Here is a 17,528-nt window from a genome sequence, read left to right as displayed (position 1 = left end):
GCAGGAGGCGCTAGTCGGTAGCAGGTAGGCGAAGCCGCGCTTTGAGCCCGCCCAATTCCCCGCGCTCGAACAGCAGTTCCCCCGCATAAAGATCGACCGTCTCTTTCAGGATCGAGAGGCCCAGCCCCTGTCCGGGCGCCGCCTCGTCGAGCCGCGCGCCGCGGGCCATGGCGCGGGCGATGTCGGCCTCGGACAGGCCCGGGCCATCGTCTTCGACAACGATCTCGAACAACCCGTTGCTTTCGAACGACGGCAACAGCCGCACCACCACCTGGCTCATGCCGTACTTGCAGGCATTGTCGATCAGATTGGCGGCCATTTCGAGCAGGTCTTCGCGCTCGCCGCGGAAGGTGACATCGGCTTCGGCCTCGATGGAAATGTCGATCGGCTTCTGCGCGTCGTACTTCTGCTCCATCATGAAGACGAGATCTTCGAGGTTCTGTAGCACCGGCGTCCGGTGCGCGATGGTCGCGTCCTGCGCATCGGCGCGGGCGGCGACGCGGGCGCGGCGGAGCTGGCGCTCGACGAAGCTTTCCATTTCGTCGATGGAGGCCTTCATCACCGCGTCCTGCTCGCCGGCGTGGGCGGCGTTCTTGAGCACCGCGATCGGCGTTTTCAAAGCATGCGCCAGATTGCCGACATGGCGGCGCGCCCGCTCGACCACTTCGCGGTTGTGATCCACCAGCGCATTCAGCTCCTGCGTCACCGGCAACAGTTCGGCCGGATATTCCCCGGCCAGACGTTCGGCGTCGCCGCGACGCACGCTGGCGATGTCGCGCCGCAATTCGCTGAGCGGCTCGAGGCCGATCCTGATCTGCAGCAGCGTCACCGCCGCCACCATCAGCGCGCAGAACGCGACGAACACGGCGAAGGCGAGCCCGACGAGGTTCGCCGCCGGCGCCAGAATGGAACGCGGCTCGACGCCGACGAGGAAGAGATAACGCCCCTCCAGTTCGGGAATCTCCACCACTTGCGCGATCACGCGCAGCGGCTCGTCGTCAGGGCCGTTGATGGTGAGGAAGCGGGGTTCAGGCGCCGCATTCGGCGCTGTGACGGATGCGAGCGTGCGCGGATCGAGTTCGATGCCGACATCGAACAGCGAGGGCGAGATCACCTGCACCAAAGCGGTGCCGTCGTCGTTGATGCGCGCGATCTGATAATAGCGGCCGCTCAGCGGCTGCAGATAGCGCGGATCGTACGGCAGATCGCGCAACACCAGCTCGCCGGTGAGCCCCGGCCCCGCATTGCCGATGAGATTGGTGGAGACCGACTGGATTTCCGGATCGATCAGCAGGCGCAGCATCTGCCGGTTGAACTGCTCGTGCGCGATGATGCCAACGGCGACGAGCCCGAACACGCTGACGGCGGCGATCGTCACCAGCCGCGCCGCGAGCGAGCGGCGGATCAGCTGCCGAAAGCGATCGAAGACGCCAACTGCTCCTCCGCTTGCGGGGGAGCTGTCAGCACGCGCAGCGTGATGACTGAGGGGGGCAGCGCTGCCATCGGCCGGACTTTCCCCCACCCCTCGCTCCGCTCGGACCTCCCCCGCGAGCGGGGGAGGAGTTGGGGCTCTGCTCACTGCTGGTCCGCGGGATCGACCAGCCGGTAGCCCAAGCCCTTTTCGGTGATGATGCGGTCCGAGCCGATCTTGCGACGCAGGATGCCGATGAACACTTCGATCGTGTTCGAATCCCGCTCGTGGTCCTGGCTGTAGATCTTCTCGGTCAGCTCCGCGCGCGAGACGATGCGGCCGGCGTGGTGCATCAGATAGTCGAGCACCTTGTATTGATAGGCCGTCAGCTTCACCGGCACGCCGTTCACCGTGACCTGCCCGGTCGCCGAGTTCAGCGAGAGATCGCCGACCTCCAGCACCGAGGATTGGTGTTCCGTCTGCCGCCGCACATTGGCGCGGACGCGCGCCAGCAGCTCGGCCATGTGGAACGGCTTGGTCACGTAATCATTGGCGCCGAGATCGAGGCCTTCGACCTTTTCGCTCCAGCGGTCGCGCGCCGAAAGGATCAGCACAGGCATCGACCGGCCTTCCTTGCGCCAAGCCTTCAGCACGGAGAGCCCGTCGACCTTGGGCAGGCCGAGATCAAGGATGGCCAGATCGTACGGCTCGGTCTCGCCAAGGAACTGGCCGTCCTCGCCGTTGTCGGCCGTGTCGACCGTGTAACCCGCATCGGCGAGCGCCCCGGAGAGCTGCTCGCGCAGGTTCTTATCGTCTTCGACCACCAAAACCCGCATGCGCGACCTTCCTTAACGTGCCGCGTCCACACGGAAATCCCGTACCTGGCCATCCGGCATACGCCAGCGGATCAGATAGACAGGGCGGCCCCCGTCCTCAAGGCGGGCCGAAATCAGGTCGCCGCCAAAGCGGGACCGAAGTTCCTCGACCACCTCGCGCAGCGGGCGGATGTCCGCGTTGCCGCGCTGCTGGGCCGGCATGATGAAATTGGGCTGGATCGTGAAGGCGTGCGCGCGCGGGTTCGCCTGCGCCGCTTCCGCGGCGGCGGCGGAACCGGCGAGCAGCACCGCAGAGAGGAGGAGAGACTTCGCCCACATCACGCGGAGGGGTTTACCTAGGCGCCACTGAACGTGCCCTGAATGTAACAGTCGCTTCGGCTTAACCACCCGGACGCGGCGGCGTGTAGTCCCGCTTCGGCCATTTCTTCACGAACTTCTTCAAGTCTTCGTCCGGCGTCTCCGGCAGCACCACCTGCAGCCGCACGAACTGATCGCCGTGGCCGGCGACGCCTTTACCCTTGAGCCGCAGCGTCTTGCCCGTGTTCGAGCCGGCTGGAATGGTCAGCGTCACCGGCCCCGTCGGCGTCGGCGCTTGGACCTTGCCGCCCTCGACCGCCTCCGTCAGCGAGACGTTGAGGTCCATGTGGATGTCCTGGCCTTCGCGCCGGAAGAAGGCGTGCGGCTTCACGTTGAGTTCGACCAGCGCATCGCCCGCCGGCCCGCCTTGCACGCCCGGCCCGCCCTGATTCTTCAGCCGCAGCACTTGGCCGGTCTCCACGCCCGCCGGAATGGCGACATCGAGCGTGCGGCCTTCGGCCAGCGAGATGCGTTTGCGCGCGCCGTTCACCGCGTCGAGAAATTCCACCTCCAATGTGAAGCGGATGTCGCGCCCGCGCATGCGGGTGTAGCCGCGGCTCGAGCCGAAGCCCGGCCCGAATAGGTCGGAGAAGATGTCGCCGAGATCGAACGGATCGGCGCCAGCGCCGCCGCCGCCTGGCCCGGCGCCCGCGCCGGCATGCGCGCGCGCGCCTTGCCTCGGCCGCGAGCCGTACGCCATCCGCTCATTGCCGTCGGCGTCGATCTCGCCGCGGTCAAAGCGCGTTTTGGTGGTGGGATCGGAGAGCAGGTTGAACGCCGCCGTCGCCTTCTTGAAGCGCTCTTCCGCCGCCTTGTCGCCGGGGCGCACGTCCGGGTGCAGCTCCTTGGCGAGCTGGCGATAGGCGCGGCGGATGTCGTCGGCGGTGGCCGAGCGGCTGACGCCGAGGGTCGCGTAAGGGTCCCAACTCACGATGTCAGACTGGCTCCGGCCTTTTGCGGATTTGCGGCAGCGTCGACCCGGTCCCGCGATGGAATCAGATCGGCACGGCCATTCTGGCCCGCCCGACTATAATGTTATGGTTAACTCGCTGTTCAACCCTATGGCGCCGCCATCGCCGATTTGCGCGACCCGGAAGCGCAACGAACTGGGCAAACCGCCGAAATCGGCGGTCTGATCGGCGGCGGAATAGACATAAGCCGGCGCGCCGACCGTGACCGTCCGCACCACCTCATCGCCATCGAGCAGCTCGAGGCGATAGGATTCGGCGCCCGCGCCCAGCGGCGGCTCGGCCGCGCCCCAGCTGTCGCCGCCGACCCGGGCGCAGCGGACCCAAGCGATCTCGACATCGCCGCCGCCCGTGCGTCGCGCCCGCAGATGCGCCGGCGCCCACGCCCGCGCGGCGGCGTTTGGGAGCGTCACGCTCGCCGTCGCCGCACGCGGATCGGCGGCGAGCTTTCCCGCCGGCGGCGCGGCGACGGCAAGCTCCTCGTTCCACTCGTGCGCGCCGATCTCCATCCGCGCGAGCCGCTGATCGAGCGCGACGATGCGCGCGCCGGCCGGATGCGGCGTCCTCATCGCGTGCGCCGAGCCTAGCCTACCGCGCAACATCCCGGAGAGTTCGTATTCGTTCGGCGCAACCAGCACGCAACTGCGGGCCTGCACGATCTCCCACTTCTCACGTTTTTCTCCTCTAAGCGGCGCGAGCCAAGTCTCGCGCAAAGTTGAGCCGCGCCAGCGGCTGCATCGGATGCGCCACGATGGACACTTCCAGAAGTTCGATCTCGCTCAGCACGCGCACGCCGCCGGCGCGATGCGCGACCAGCGGCACGAAGCCGATCGAGAGGCCGTCGACGCCGCGCGCCAACGCCTGCTTCGTTCGCGCTGCGCCCGGCAGATCGTCGCGGACCTCGCCGCGCAGCCAGAGCCCGCGGCCGTCCTCGCGGACATCGCTCCAAGAGCCGGCGAGCAGCCGCGGCTCGTGCTCCAGCAGCAGCGGCAGCGGCTCGGATCGGCGCTGCAAGCTCGCCGCGAACGCGCCGGCGCGGACGATGTCGCGCATCTGATCTTCGACGCCGAACAGAGCGGCGTAGCCTTCGACGATCACTGCTGGTCCAGCCGCTCTTCGATGCGCGCCAAGGCGCGCCGCGCTTCCGCCAGTTGTTCTTCCAGCCGCGCCAGGCGCACGGCCACTTCGGGCTGCGTCGCCACCGCGCGCTCGACCTCCTCCAAGCGCGCGGCGGCGCGGCCGGCCCAGATCAAGCCGCCCGCCGTCTGCAGGAAGAGCGCCAGAATGAGCGCGAAGGTGATGCGGGGATCGATGTTCAGCTTCATGTGCGCTCGGGCTCCTCCACGCCGGCGAGGCGGCGCTTCTCGTTCGTGTCCAGAAAATCCGCCGCGCCGATGCGCGCCCACAGCGCCTCGCGCTCGATCGCGAGCGCCGGCACGGCGTCGAGATCGACGCCCACCGCCGCTGGCCCAGCTTCCGGCCAGCGCTCGGCGAGCCAGGCTTCGACGCCGCGCGCCGCCTTCAGCGCCAGCGGCAAAGCCGTCTGCCGCCAGAAGGCGAGATTGGCTTCGCGATAGTTCGAGTAGGTGTTGTCGCCCGGAATGCCGAGCAGCATCGGCGGCACGCCGAACGCGAGCGCGATCTCACGCGCCGCCGCAAAGCGCGCTTCGATGAAATCCATGTCGGTGGGCGACAGCGACATCGGCCGCCATTCGAGCCCGCCTTCCAGCAGCATCGGCCGGCCCGCGTTCACGGCGCCCGCGTGCATCTCCATCAGCTCGGCCTTCAGCCGTCTGAACTGCTCCTCGTTCAAACGGTCGGCGCCGCCGAAGCCGCTGAACACGAGCGCGCCGCTCGGCCGCGCCGCATTGTCGATCAGCGCCTTGTTCCAGGCGCCGCCGGCGTTGTGGATGTCGATGGCGTAGCCCGCCGCCTCCATCGGCGAGAGCCCGTACCAATCGTCGCTCGGATTGAAGAGCTTGAGGTGCAGGATCGGGGCTTCGCCCGTCACCGGATCGCGCTCGAACCGGCGCACCTGCGCGCCGACGCGATGCTCCCAGCCCACGGGCCAGCCGTCCGCGCCCGGCACGACGCTCATGCGATCCGGCCGCAGCACGTAAATTTCGGAGGGCGCCGCTTCGCCGATGCTGGCCGCCTCCAGGTACGCGTTTCCGCTCACCTGCAGATGACCGTAGAACGCCTCCAGCAATTCGACGCCGCTCTGCTCCGGATTGGGCCGCGCGAGCAGCCGCGCCAACGGGTGATCGCCGGGGCCGACCTTGAGCGGCGCGCTCGCCGCCGCTTCGGCGATCATCCGTACGCAGCGATAGGCGACGGCATTGCGCCCGTAACCCTCGCGCGCGAACGCGCTCGGATCGCGCATCGGCCACGCTGGTCGGCTCGGCGTGTGCCAGGCCATGAGTTTTCGCTCCGCGCCGAAGCTGCGGAGTTTGCGTATCCAGTCGAACATGATCCCTTCCGCTAAAGCGCGCGAATGCGCGGACCTTCTCTGCCGAGCAGCAAGTCCGTCAGCGCCCACACCAAGGCGTCGACCCGGTCTGGGCTGGTCCTGCACTCGCCCGCGCCGAACGCGCACATCTCGTCTTCCAACTCCGGAAAAGCGGCTGCGTGCGTCACCTTTCCCTGCGCATAGAATGCAGCGATCGGCTCGGCCCGCGCGCTCTTGCCGACGCTCGCGTGCACCAGCTTCACCGCGCAGTGAGGCGCGGCCGTCTGCAGCACCGCGCGCACCATCTCGCCGCCATTGTTCGCTTCGGCGACGATCGCATTGGCGCCCAAACTCTCCGCCAGCGCGATCGCCTTCGCCGCCCATTCGTGCGGCTGCGCGCCGCGCACGGTTGCGTCGGCAAGCACCACGGCGCGGCGATTGAACCCCTCGCCCCCGCACCCCGCGGCGACGATCCCGCACGCGGCGTTGCCGACCCCGCCCATGGCCGGCGGATCGACCGCGACGACGATACGATCCAGCCGGATGTCGACCGGCCGTCGCGCCGCTTCGATCACCGCGCGCTCCACAACGCGCCGTCCAAATCCTCGATCAACTCGCCCAACAATTCCTGCCGATGCTGCGCCGTGCCGCCCCATCTCTGGTTCAGCGCGGCGATAAAATCCTGCGCAACATTGTGCGCGTTCTCCCAGGTCGACGAGCATGTGATCAACGTGTCCGGCGCCGCGATCAGCCGCTTCAGCGCCCTGATCGGCCGCGGCGTCGTCGTCACCATCATGCGCGGCCGCTCGCCCAGGCGCAGCCCGTGCTCAAGCGTCGCAAGCGTCTCCTCCGAATGCGCCCAGAAGCACAACTCGTCGCACCAGGCCGTATCGAACTGCGGCCCGCGCAAGCTCTCGGGGTCCTCCGCCGACAAGGCGAACGCCTGCGCCCCGTTCGGCCAGAGGACCCGCCTGCGGCTGGCTTCGTAGCGCGGCCGATCGCGCCCCAGCGCCCGCAAGCCAGACTGGCCCTCGATCATCACCTCGCGCACGTCATGGAAGGTCGGCCCCACCAGCGCGATGCGGCCGGAGCTTCCTTCCCGCGCCCGCGCCGCCACCCATTCGGCGCCGGCGCGCGTCTTGCCCGCGCCGCGCCCGCCCATGAACAGCCACGTGCGCCAATCCCCCGGCGGCGGAAGCTGCTGCTCTCTTCCCCAGAACGACCACTCAGTCTTGAGTTCGGTCCGCTGCGATTTGCTCGAGGACCTCAAGAGGCGCTCCTGCACTGTCGGCGGCAGCGAGGCGACGAATCCGGCCAAGGAGTTCGGCGATCTGACTTTCCTCATCTTCCTCCGGACGTTGCGCCTGGTTGGCGGCGTACTCCGCCACGTCCCGCTCTGCGCGGAGGATGGCGCTCACGGCCTTGGCGTAACGCTCCGCCTCCGCCGCCTCGCCTAGTCTCAACCGCTCTTGCGCCTCGGCCAGCAGGCCGCGCAGGGTCTCGGCGGCGCTCATCGCCCCGGCCTCCTTTTCGATCTGATTTTCCGACGATGCCTGAACACTACCACGAGTCCGGCGCGGTCGGATTGATTTTTCGGAAGTCGCTCGAATCCCTACATGTTTTGCTGGAAAAGCAGGGATACGCGGGCGCTCTATCCGCGTTCTCCGGCCAGAATTCGGCCATACGCCTGTTCCAGATACCCGTTCGGAGACCCCTTTGTCCGAAAAGAACGATTTTCAGCGTCACGTCGACTGGGCGCGCCTGCGCGCCGCGGCGGCGCAAAAGCAGCTGGACGACCTGCTGCGCGACCGCTCGCGCTGGAATTGGCGCACCGCCGCCAGCCTCGCCGCGGGCGGGGCGCTCTTCATGGTGCTCGCGGTGTGGGTATGGATCTACTGGGGCCTGCCCCGGGTGCCGGACGCGGACGCGCTCTGGGCGCTCAACCGCCAAGAGTCGGTGATGTTCGTCGACAGCGAAGGCGACATCCTCGGCAATCGCGGCGCCTATTACGGCCGCCGCGCCAATCTCGCCGATCTGCCCGACTACGTGCCGCAGGCTTTCCTCGCGATCGAGGACCGGCGCTTCTACGAGCATGGCGGCGTCGACCGCATGGCGGTGCTGCGCGCCGTGTTCGCCAACTTGCGCGCAGGCGAAACGGTGCAGGGCGGCTCCACCATCTCGCAGCAGCTCGCGCGCAACCTCTTCCTCACGCGCCGCCAGACCATCAACCGCAAGCTGCGCGAGATGGTGCTGGCCTCGCGCATCGAACGGCGCCTCACCAAGGACGAGATTCTCGAACTCTACCTCAACCGCGTTTATCTCGGCGAACAGGCTTACGGCATCGACGCGGCCGCGCGCCGCTATTTCGGCAAGCCCGCATCCGAGCTGACATTGGCCGAAGCAGCGATGCTGGCGGGCCTTCCCAAGGCGCCGTCCGATCTTTCGCCGTCTTCGCACTTCGAGGCCGCGACCGCGCGTCAGCACGTCGTGCTGGAGGCGATGGTCGCCGCCGGCTTCATCACGCCGGAGCAGCGCGATGAAGCGCGCGCCGAGGAGATCGAGGTGGCCGACCGCCCCGCGGTCGAGCGTTCGCTCGGCTACGCCTTCGATCTCGCCGTCGAACAGGCGCGCGCGCAGATCGGCGAGAACGCGCCAGACCTCGTCATCCAGCTCACCATCGACCGCGACGTGCAGCGCTCGGCGTCGGAGTCGATCCGCCGCCGGCTCGGCAACCGCGCCTTCGGCCGCCGGCCGCTGCAGGCCTCCTACATGGCCGTCGACCGCGAAGGCCGCATCGTCGCCCTCGTCGGCGGCACCGACTACAACACCTCGAAATTCAACCGCGTCACCCAAGCCGAACGTCAGCCCGGCTCCACGTTCAAGACCTTCGTCTACACCGCGGCGCTGGAATCCGGTCTCGACACCGAAGACGTGCGCTACGACGAGCCGATCGTCATCGACGGCTGGCGTCCGCGCAATTACGACGAGGGCCATCGCGGCGCGGTGACGCTGCGCACCGCCTTCGCGCTCTCGATCAACACCGTCGCCGCCGACGTCGCCAACCAGATCGGGCCCGAACGCGTCGCCGGCGTGGCCCGACGTCTCGGTGTGCGCAACATGCCTGAGCGCGGCGAGTTCGTGCCGCCCTCGATCGCGCTCGGTTCGATCGAAACGACGCTGTGGGACATGACGACCGGCTTCGCCACGTTCATGAACAACGGTTACCGCATCGAGCCCTACATCGTCGCCCGCGTCACCAATTCAGCCGGCCAGGAGCTCTACGTCCGCCCGCCCTATCAGGGCCAACGCGTGCTGAACGAAGACATCGTCGCGCGCATGAACTCGATGATGGGCGCGGTGGTGCTGCGCGGCACCGGCACGGGCGCGCGTTTGGGCGACCGCGACGTCGCCGGCAAGACCGGCACCAGCTCCGATTGGCGCGACGCCTGGTTCGTCGGCTACACCGCCGACTACACCGCCGGCGTCTGGGTCGGCCACGACGACTTCACTTCGATGGGCCGCACCACCGGCGGCACGCTGCCGGCGCAGATCTGGGCCGACACCATGCGCGTCGCCCACCAGGGCGTGGAGAGCCACCCGCTGCCCGGATACGAGCAGCCGGTGAAGTCGCCGGAAGAAGTCGAGATGGCGTCCTTCTTCGACAGCCTCGCCGAAGCATTTGGCGAGTCGCCGATCGAAGAACTCACCGAGATCTTCCAGTAGGCGCAACGCACCATGGCGGGACCAGCGCTGGCGCACGTCCAGGGGCTGAGGCTCAGCCTCGGCGCCGCGCCTTTGTTCGACGGCGCGGAATTCGTCCTGCACAAGGGCGAACGCTGCGCCTTCGTCGGCGCCAACGGCGCCGGCAAGTCGACCTTGATGCGCATGCTCGCGGGCTTCGTCGAACCTGACGCAGGCGACATCGCCTTCGCGTCCGGCGCCCGGGTGGCCTGGGCGCCGCAGGAAGACAGTTTCGAAGGCTTCGAGACGCTGCGCGATTATGCGAGCGCGCCTTCCGTCGCGCTGCCTGCAAGCGCCGCGCCGACGCCCGCTTACGCGGCCGAGGCGACGCTCGAAGCGTTCGGACTCGATCCCGATCGCGCGCCCGGCCGCATGTCCGGCGGCCAGATGCGGCGCGCCACGCTGGCGCGCGCCTTCGCCGCCGAGGCCGACATCCTGTTGCTCGACGAGCCCACCAACCATCTCGACATCACCGCCATCGAGGATCTCGAGCGGCGCCTCCAGAGCTTCCGCGGCGCCGCCCTCATCATCAGCCACGACCGCCGCTTCCTCGAACGCGTCTCCACCGCGACGCTGTGGCTGCGCCAGCGCCGGTTGGCGAAGCTCGATCGCGGTTTCGCGCAGTTCGAACAATGGGCCGAGGCGCTCGAACTGGAGGAGGCGCGCGCCTTCGCCCGTCTCGAGACCCAGCTGAAGACCGAAGAGCATTGGCTGCAGCGCGGCGTCACCGCGCGCCGCTCGCGCAACGAAGGCCGGCGCCGGAAACTGATGGCGATGCGCGCCGAACGCCGCGACCGCAAGGCGCTCTCCTCGCAACAGACCGCAGCGCTCCAGGCCGAGCGCGGCGGCGAGTCCGGCCGCCTCGTGATCGAGGCGAAGAACATCTCGAAAAGCTATGGTGGTAAGCCGCTCATCGCAAATCTTTCGCTCCGCATCATGCGCGGCGATCGCGTCGGCGTGGTCGGCGCCAACGGCGCCGGTAAGACGACGCTGCTGGAAATCCTGTTGCAGCGCCGCGATCCCGATCAAGGCGCGGTGCGCATGGGTGAGAACCTCGAGATCGCTTACGTCGATCAGTCGCGCGCCATCATCGACGAGAACGAGACGCTCTGGCGGACGCTCGCGCCGCAGGGCGGCGACCAGATCATCGTGCGCGGCAAACCGCGCCACGTCGCCGCCTACGCCAAGGACTTCCTGTTCGGCCCCGAGCAATTGCGCCAGCCGGTGTCGGCGCTCTCCGGCGGCGAGCGCAATCGTCTGGCCCTCGCCGTAGCGCTCGCCAAGCCCGCCAACCTACTCGTGCTAGACGAGCCCACCAACGATCTCGACATGGACACGCTCGATGCGCTCGAAGAGATGCTCGCGGCCTATGACGGCACCGTCATCCTCGTCAGCCACGACCGCGCCTTTCTCGATGGCGTCGCAACGCAAGTGATCGGCCCAGTCGGCGCCGGCAAATGGGTGGAGACGCCCGGCGGCTGGGCCGACTTCGAACGCGAGTACGGCGGCGTCTCAGCGTTGAAGCGCCAGCAGCCGCAGAAGCCGCCGCCCGCGGCGCCGCCGCCAAAGAAACAGAGCAAGCTCAGCTACAAAGATGAGCGCCGCAGCCTCGAACTCGACGCGCTGATGCCGAAGCTGGCGCAGGAAATCGAGACGCTCGAACACCAGCTCGCCGATCCCGGCATCTTCGCCCGTGACGCCGCCGCGTTCGACAAGATCGCCCGCCGCCTCGAAGCCGCCCGCGCCGAGCATGCCGCGGCCGAGGCCGAATGGCTGGACATCGAATTGAAGCGCGAGGCGCTTTCGGCCGAGGAGTGAATCCTCTGTTAACCGGATCGCACGACGATCCCGCGCCATGCGCATCCTCCTCGCAACGCTTCTGCTCAGTATCGCCGCCGCCCCCGCACACGCCGCCGGCGCTTACGCCTCCCGCGCCGCGGCGGACGCCGCCGCCTGCGCCCGCCTGTGCGCGGAGGACGGCCTCTGCATGCTCTGGAGCTACACGCCGCAGAACCAGTGCGAACTGCGCGCGACCGCGCCGGCCGCGCCGCCCGCGGGCGTCGTCGGCTTCAGCACGCGCGCGCCCCAGGCGCTGCGTCAATCTTTCGTCAACCCATCGCCAACGCCAGCAAGTGCGGCGCCTCTTGCTTCGGTCGCGACGCCGGAAACGCCGGCGCTTCCCGAAACCACGGCGCGCACCCAAGAAGAGGCCGACTCCGACCTCCTCGGCGGCCCCGAGCCGCAGTCGGCTGCGCTTCGTCCGCGCCTGGACCTGCGAAATTGAGGCGGCGGCAAGGTTTGTTTACGGGCGGCGCATAAGCTCCCGCGCCAGATTAAGGAGCCGCCAGGCCATGTCCCACGGCCGTTTCGCGAAACTGGTTGAACTTGCAAAGCTCTCCGACAGCGAGCGCCGGCGCGATCTCTTGCGCGAAGTCACCGACCTCTTCTTCGAGACCTCGAAAACACGCAACGCGCGCGAGTCCGCACTGTTCGACGAGGTCCTGCAGATGGTCGCCGCCGAGATGCAGGACGAAGTGCTGGCCGAACTCTCGGCCACATTCTGCGACGCCGCCGACGCGCCAGTCGGTCTGCTGCGCGACCTCGCCAATCACTCCTTCGAGATCGCCGGGCCGATCCTGCGCCGCAGCAAGGTCCTCGACGAGCAGACCCTGGTGCAGGTCGTCAACTACCAGAGCCAGGCTCACATCAAGGCCGTCGCCCAGCGCGAGGACGTCAGCGAGACGCTCTCCGACGCGATCGTGAAATTCGGCGACGACCACGCGCTCGACGCGCTGCTCCGCAACGACGGCGCAAAAATGAGCCGGGCCGGCATGGAAACCGCCGTCGACCGCGCCCGCCGCAACGCCATGCTGCACGAAGGCGTCGTCACCCGCGCCGACATGCCGCTCGATCTTCTGAACGAAATGTATTTCGTGGTCGAAACCCGGCTGCGCAACCAGATCATGGAGCGCAACGCCGGCGTCGATCCGGCGACGCTCGACGCCGCCTTGAACAAGGCGCGCGACCGCATGAAGAAGTCCGCCGTCGACCTCAGCGCCGAAGCCAAAAACGCGATGGCGTTCATCCAATCGAAGAAGAACGCCGGCGAACTCAGCGCGCGTCTCCTGGTTTCGCTCTGGCGCGAAGCCAAGCAGGCCTACTTCCTCTACGGCCTCGCCGAGCTCACCCATGTCGACCACCAGACCGTCGCCGCGCTCTTAGAGCGAGGCGACATCGAGGGGCTCGCCATGATCTGCCGCGCCGCCAACATCGAGCGCCCGCTCTTCGTCACCATGGCCGTGCTGATCGGCGGCGGCGACGCCGCGATGGCCCGGGCCGAAGAGTTCGGCAAAATGTACAACGCCGTCCCCGTCGAAGCCGCCCAACGCGCCGTCCGCTTCTTCAAAGTGCGCAAGAACGCCGAAGACACACGCGCGGCTTAGAAGAACCGCGGGCCTTCAGGCCCGCATTCAGATAGGCCGTGCGCAGCGACGGTGCATCCTAAGCCGCCCGCTCCTTCACGGCGCTGAACCGCACTTTCGGGTTCTTGTCCTGCACATAGCCGATCTCCCAGGCGCTCTTGCCCAGGAACACCGGCGCGTTGTCGACATCTTCCGCCATCTGCGCGGCCGATTTCTCGACGAACGCCTCCAAATCGGCGCGGCTCTCTGCGCTCACCCAGCGCGCCGCTTGGTACGGCGAGGTTTCGAAGATCACTTCGAGCCCGTATTCGGCCTTCATCCGTTCGTCCAAAACGTCGAACTGCAGCGCGCCCACCGCGCCCACGACGAGATCGCCGCCATGCACCGGCTTGAACACTTGCGTCACGCCCTCTTCGCCGAGCGACTCCAGCGCCTTGCGCAAATGCTTCTGCTTCAGCGGGTCCTTCACCCGCACCCGCTTCAGAATTTCCGGCGCAAAATTCGGAATGCCCTGAAACACGACATCGCCGCTCTGCGACAGCGAATCCCCGACGCGCAAGCCGCCATGGCTCGGAATGCCGATCACGTCGCCCGGAAACGCTTCGTCAGCGATCTCGCGCTCCTGGGCCATGAACATCATCGGATTGTGGACGTTGAAGCCCTTTCCCGCCGCCGTCTTCAGCGTCATGCCGCGCTGGAAGCGCCCGGACGAGATGCGGAAGAAGCCGACGCGGTCGCGGTGCTTGGGATCCATATTCGCCTGGATCTTGAATACAAAGCCGGTCACCTCGTTGCGAGACGGCGCGACTTCGGTCTCCGCGCCCTTCACCACAGCCTTCTGCGCGTGCGGCGATGGCGCGTGCGCCCGCAAGCCCGCCAGCAGTTCGAGCACGCCGAAGCGGCGCAACGCCGAGCCGAAATAGACCGGCGTCAAATGTCCTTCGCGGAACGCGGCGAGATCGAACTTCGGCAGCCCTTCGCGCGCCAGTTCCGCCGTTTCCTCCAGCTCCGCGCGCACGTCGTCGGCGACGCCGAGCAGAAAATCGTTGCCGCTGCGCTTTTGCCGTTCTTCGCTGGCGAAGCCCTGCTCGCCCGCTTCCAAGCGCCGGAACGGCACGAACTCGTCCGTCGTCAGATCGAGCATGCCGGCAAAACGCTGCCCCGAAGCGGCGGGCCAATACATCGGCGCCGTATCCATCGCGAGCTTCGAATGAATTTCGTCCAGCAACGCGAACGGGTCCTGCGCTTCGCGGTCCATTTTGTTGATGAAGGTGGTGATCGGAATGTCGCGCAGACGGCAGACTTCGAACAGCTTCAATGTCTGCGGCTCGATGCCCTTGGCCGCATCGAGCACCATGATTGCCGAATCCGCCGCCGTCAGCGTCCGATAAGTGTCTTCCGAGAAGTCTTCGTGCCCTGGCGTGTCGAGCAGATTGAACACGCACCCCGCGTGCTCGAACATCATCACCGAGGACGACACCGAGATGCCGCGCTCGCGCTCGATCTTCATCCAGTCGGACTTCGTCCGCCGCGCCTGCCCCCGCGCCGCCACCGCGCCCGCCAAGTGGATCGCGCCGCCCGCAAGCAGCAGACTCTCCGTCAAGGTCGTCTTGCCCGCATCCGGGTGCGAGATAATCGCGAACGTTCTGCGGCGCGCGGCCTCGGTAGCGGGGTCGGACATTTCAGGTGTCGGGTTCAGACTTGAGGTGTCAGGGACGGATCGGTCCGGCGTGTTAGCAGGCCGCAAGCGCAGGTGGCGAGGGAGATAGGTGCGACATCTGCCCCTGACACCTGAAACCTGGCGCCTCAACCCACATCCACCGGCTCCAGCAAAAAATGCCGCCCACGCCGGTCCTCCACCTCTATGACCCACAAATCCGGGTCTTTCTCCGTCCGTCTACGGATCGCGGCATCCACCTCCGCCTCGTCATCGCCCAGCGTCCCGGCCGAGAGATCGAGCCAAATCCGTTCCCCCTCGCCGTTCCGCGCCGGCGCATAGAGCCGCGCGCGCCGATCCAGCGTCGCTACCTTGACCAACACCGCCCCCGCGTCCGCGTCGCCCTTCTTCACCACCGCTGCGAACGCGCCGGCGATCTGAGCGCGGCGGATCAGCGCGCTGGCCCAGAAATCCGTCTTCAATTCGTCCACCGGCGCGGCCTCCATTCACCGGAACGCAACCACGTTCTCTTAACCTGTTAGGCGCGCATGCGCTTGCTTCTTCTCACCGTCGCGCTTTTGGCCGTTCCGGCCTCCGCCGCCGCCCAAAGCGGCCCGAACGCGCGCGAAGCCTATGTCGAGCGCCGCGGCCTGCTCGAAGCCGACGCGCAATGCCGCCTGCTCTCACCCTCCATCCGCGACGCGCTTCAGGTCAGCGCCGCGCAGACCCGCGGCGCCTTGTTGCGCGCCGGCTGGTCGAACGCACAGATGCGAGAGTTGGAAAACGCCGTCGTCACCGCAGCGCGCCAGCGTGCTTGCAACGATCAGCGGACCGCCGCTTCGGTCGGCTCCGTCAGCCGCATTGTCGCGCAATGGGTGAACGCGGGCTCAATGGAGTTTCCCGGCTGGGAGCGGCTCTGGATCGCCCGCCGCATCAGCGAGGGCTGGCGCCTGAGCCAAGCCATCGAGGGGCCGACGCCGGCGATCTTCGGCGTGCGCCAAGCCGGCGGCGCTCAACGCCTCACCCTCGCCGTGCCGATCTCGGGCAACGCCGCGGCGCCTGCGTCCGCCCGGCTCATCCTGCGCGATCGCGCCCAGCCCCGTTCGGAAGTGAGCCTCAATCAGCGGGTGGCGCGCGGCCTCGAAGCCGGCGCGCCGCCGCCCGGCGTTTCGGTAATGGCGCCCTCGACCCGAAGTATCGAGCGCCTCGGCGGCGGCCGCAGCCAAGCGCTGTTCATCTTCCCCGACAGCGCCTTCCGCGATCTGATAGCGCTCGATCCGCGTGAAACCGTCGTCATCGAACTGCAGACCGGCCGCGCCACCCAGCGCCTTCTGGTCGAAGTCGGCGACGTCGACGCCGCCCGCGCCTTCCTCACGATCCGCCGCTGACCAGCACCGGCAACGTCACGCGCACCAAAGCGCCGCCGCCCGGCGCATCATGAAAGCTCAAACTCCCGCCATGCAGCGCCGCCAGCGCGCGCACCAGCGACAAGCCCAGTCCCGTCCCCTCCGCGCGCGCGCCGCCTGAGCCGCGCTCATAGGCCTGCCCGAGCGTTGCGCGCTCCGCTTCCGGTATGCCGGGGCCGCTGTCGATCGTCTCCAGCACGATGACGCCGTCGCGCACCGCCGCGGCCACCATCACGCGGCCGTCTTCGGGCGTGAACTTGATCGCATTGCTGACGGTGTTGATCAGGATTCGCTTCAGCGCCCGCGCATCCGCATGCGCCAGCAGCGGCGCCTCCGGCGTCACCATACTCAGCGCGATGCGCTTCTTCTCGGCGCTGTCTGCCGAGAGCCGCACCACCTCCTCAACCACGCCGCGCACGTCGAAGGTCTCGAGCTCGAGGTCGAACCGCCCCGCCTCGATCTTGGAGAGATCGAGCAGGTCGTTCACCAGCCCGAGCAGATGCGTGCCGCTGCGCCGGATCAGCCCCGCATACTCGACATAGCGCGCGCCGACTTCGCCGAAGATCTGGCGTTCGATCATTTCCGCAAAGCCCAGAATGTGCGTCAGCGGTGTCCGCAATTCGTGCGAGACTTCGGCGACCCGCCGCTCCATCGCGCCTTCGCGCGCCGCCGCCGGCATCGCTTGCGCAATCGCCATCAGCCCCGCCGCAAAGGCGATCGACACCGCCGCCAGCGCTTCGGCGAATCCGCCGAGCGCGGCCTCCTCCTCCACCAGCGCCAGCGCCGCGGCGAGCGCATATCCCAAAGCGGCCGCAGCGCCGGCTTCCGGCGCCCAGCGCCGGCCGAGCGCCAACGCCATCGCCGGCGCGAGGATCAGCATCGCCGCGAGCGGCGATCCGGCGCCGCCGGAACCTGCCGCGAGTCCCACGCCGGAGATTAACCAGACGGCAACCATTGCCGTATCGACGGGTTTTCTCCCGAGGTAAGGCAGCATGATGAAGCCAGCCAAAGCCGGCGCCAAAGCGAGCGCCACTGCGCCGCCGAGCAGCCTCATTTCGGCGCCGGTTATCCACGACAAAGCTGCAGCGACCGTGACGCCCGCCAGCCAAAACCAAAACGCCAACGCCAAACGCAAGCGTGGCGCTGCTTTTGCAGGCTTCGTTACTGCTGATTTCGTTGACACCGTCACTCGGCCCGCGAGTAAAAGAGTTCTTAACGCGCTGGGGGACACGATGCCCGCTTCGAGTCGCGGTCGAAAGCGGACTCACCATTCTAGTTCAG

At 67.8% G+C, this 17,528-nt stretch carries 19 protein-coding genes; 5 read left to right on the top strand and 14 right to left on the bottom strand.

What is annotated here, in order from left to right:
* Positions 1-10: 10 nt before the first annotated feature.
* The 11 genes from VEA80_RS17025 to VEA80_RS16975 all read right to left on the bottom strand — a co-directional run bounded on the left by VEA80_RS17025 (position 11) and on the right by VEA80_RS16975 (position 7,535).
* Entirely contained in the window at positions 11-1,378 is a 1,368-nt protein-coding gene (locus tag VEA80_RS17025; protein ID WP_325061973.1) for a sensor histidine kinase, read from the bottom strand.
* A 197-nt stretch (positions 1,379-1,575) separates the two neighbouring features.
* Positions 1,576-2,247, bottom strand: coding sequence for a response regulator transcription factor (locus VEA80_RS17020; protein ID WP_325061972.1), 672 nt, complete (start codon positions 2,245-2,247; stop codon positions 1,576-1,578).
* A gap of 12 nt (positions 2,248-2,259) precedes the next feature.
* A complete protein-coding gene (locus VEA80_RS17015; RefSeq protein ID WP_325061971.1) occupies positions 2,260-2,565 on the bottom strand; it encodes a hypothetical protein in 306 nt (101 codons plus the stop codon).
* Between the two features lie 61 nt (positions 2,566-2,626).
* Entirely contained in the window at positions 2,627-3,535 is a 909-nt protein-coding gene (locus VEA80_RS17010; protein WP_325061970.1) for a DnaJ C-terminal domain-containing protein, read from the bottom strand.
* A 96-nt stretch (positions 3,536-3,631) separates the two neighbouring features.
* Positions 3,632-4,285, bottom strand: a complete 654-nt coding sequence (locus tag VEA80_RS17005) for a phage tail baseplate protein (protein WP_422665323.1) — start codon at positions 4,283-4,285, stop codon at positions 3,632-3,634.
* A complete protein-coding gene (locus VEA80_RS17000) occupies positions 4,257-4,670 on the bottom strand; it encodes an HK97 family phage prohead protease (RefSeq protein WP_325061968.1) in 414 nt (137 codons plus the stop codon). The genes VEA80_RS17005 and VEA80_RS17000 overlap by 29 nt, the downstream gene beginning before the upstream one ends.
* Positions 4,667-4,897, bottom strand: a complete 231-nt coding sequence (locus VEA80_RS16995) for a hypothetical protein (RefSeq protein ID WP_325061967.1) — start codon at positions 4,895-4,897, stop codon at positions 4,667-4,669. The genes VEA80_RS17000 and VEA80_RS16995 overlap by 4 nt, the downstream gene beginning before the upstream one ends.
* The gene (locus VEA80_RS16990) at positions 4,894-6,042 is read right to left on the bottom strand and encodes a phage portal protein (protein ID WP_325061966.1); all 1,149 of its coding nucleotides are present in this window, start codon (positions 6,040-6,042) and stop codon (positions 4,894-4,896) included. The genes VEA80_RS16995 and VEA80_RS16990 overlap by 4 nt, the downstream gene beginning before the upstream one ends.
* Positions 6,043-6,053: 11 nt before the next feature.
* Positions 6,054-6,596 carry a hypothetical protein gene (locus tag VEA80_RS16985; RefSeq protein ID WP_325061965.1) on the bottom strand — a complete coding sequence of 181 codons (543 nt, stop codon included), beginning with the start codon at positions 6,594-6,596 and terminating at the stop codon, positions 6,054-6,056.
* A complete protein-coding gene (locus tag VEA80_RS16980) occupies positions 6,593-7,291 on the bottom strand; it encodes a terminase large subunit domain-containing protein (protein WP_325061964.1) in 699 nt (232 codons plus the stop codon). Before VEA80_RS16980 ends, VEA80_RS16985 begins: the two co-directional genes overlap by 4 nt.
* Complete coding sequence (locus VEA80_RS16975; protein WP_325061963.1) at positions 7,248-7,535, bottom strand: hypothetical protein; 288 nt, start codon at positions 7,533-7,535, stop codon at positions 7,248-7,250. Before VEA80_RS16975 ends, VEA80_RS16980 begins: the two co-directional genes overlap by 44 nt.
* 202 nt (positions 7,536-7,737) lie before the next feature.
* On the opposite strand from VEA80_RS16975, the gene VEA80_RS16970 reads away from it, so the two are divergent.
* From VEA80_RS16970 to VEA80_RS16955, 4 genes are all read left to right on the top strand, one after another.
* Positions 7,738-9,744: a PBP1A family penicillin-binding protein gene (locus tag VEA80_RS16970; RefSeq protein ID WP_325061962.1), complete on the top strand. Its 2,007-nt coding sequence runs from the start codon at positions 7,738-7,740 to the stop codon at positions 9,742-9,744.
* A 12-nt stretch (positions 9,745-9,756) separates the two neighbouring features.
* Entirely contained in the window at positions 9,757-11,580 is a 1,824-nt protein-coding gene (locus tag VEA80_RS16965; protein WP_325061961.1) for an ABC-F family ATP-binding cassette domain-containing protein, read from the top strand.
* Positions 11,581-11,617: 37 nt separating this feature from the next.
* Complete coding sequence (locus VEA80_RS16960; RefSeq protein ID WP_325061960.1) at positions 11,618-12,046, top strand: hypothetical protein; 429 nt, start codon at positions 11,618-11,620, stop codon at positions 12,044-12,046.
* 67 nt (positions 12,047-12,113) lie between these two features.
* Positions 12,114-13,205 carry a DUF2336 domain-containing protein gene (locus VEA80_RS16955; protein ID WP_325061959.1) on the top strand — a complete coding sequence of 364 codons (1,092 nt, stop codon included), beginning with the start codon at positions 12,114-12,116 and terminating at the stop codon, positions 13,203-13,205.
* Between the two features lie 58 nt (positions 13,206-13,263).
* On the opposite strand, the gene VEA80_RS16950 is transcribed toward VEA80_RS16955, so the two are convergent.
* The gene (locus tag VEA80_RS16950; RefSeq protein ID WP_325061958.1) at positions 13,264-14,865 is read right to left on the bottom strand and encodes a peptide chain release factor 3; all 1,602 of its coding nucleotides are present in this window, start codon (positions 14,863-14,865) and stop codon (positions 13,264-13,266) included.
* A gap of 125 nt (positions 14,866-14,990) precedes the next feature.
* Positions 14,991-15,347, bottom strand: coding sequence for a DUF1491 family protein (locus tag VEA80_RS16945; protein ID WP_325061957.1), 357 nt, complete (start codon positions 15,345-15,347; stop codon positions 14,991-14,993).
* Between the two features lie 42 nt (positions 15,348-15,389).
* Between VEA80_RS16945 and VEA80_RS16940 the strand changes: the two genes are divergently transcribed.
* Positions 15,390-16,229 (top strand): hypothetical protein, encoded by an 840-nt coding sequence (locus VEA80_RS16940; RefSeq protein ID WP_325061956.1) that lies wholly within the window; start codon positions 15,390-15,392, stop codon positions 16,227-16,229.
* On the opposite strand, the gene VEA80_RS16935 is transcribed toward VEA80_RS16940, so the two are convergent.
* On the bottom strand, positions 16,213-17,382 hold the full coding sequence (locus tag VEA80_RS16935) for a HAMP domain-containing sensor histidine kinase (RefSeq protein ID WP_325061955.1): 1,170 nt from the start codon (positions 17,380-17,382) through the stop codon (positions 16,213-16,215). The genes VEA80_RS16940 and VEA80_RS16935 overlap by 17 nt on opposite strands.
* Positions 17,383-17,528: the final 146 nt, after the last annotated feature.

Source organism: Vitreimonas sp. (assembly GCF_035627415.1).
GTDB lineage: Bacteria > Pseudomonadota > Alphaproteobacteria > Caulobacterales > Aquidulcibacteraceae > Vitreimonas.
The sequence above is the reverse complement of the archived record's forward strand: the minus strand, read 5'-3'. Positions and strand labels throughout refer to the sequence as shown.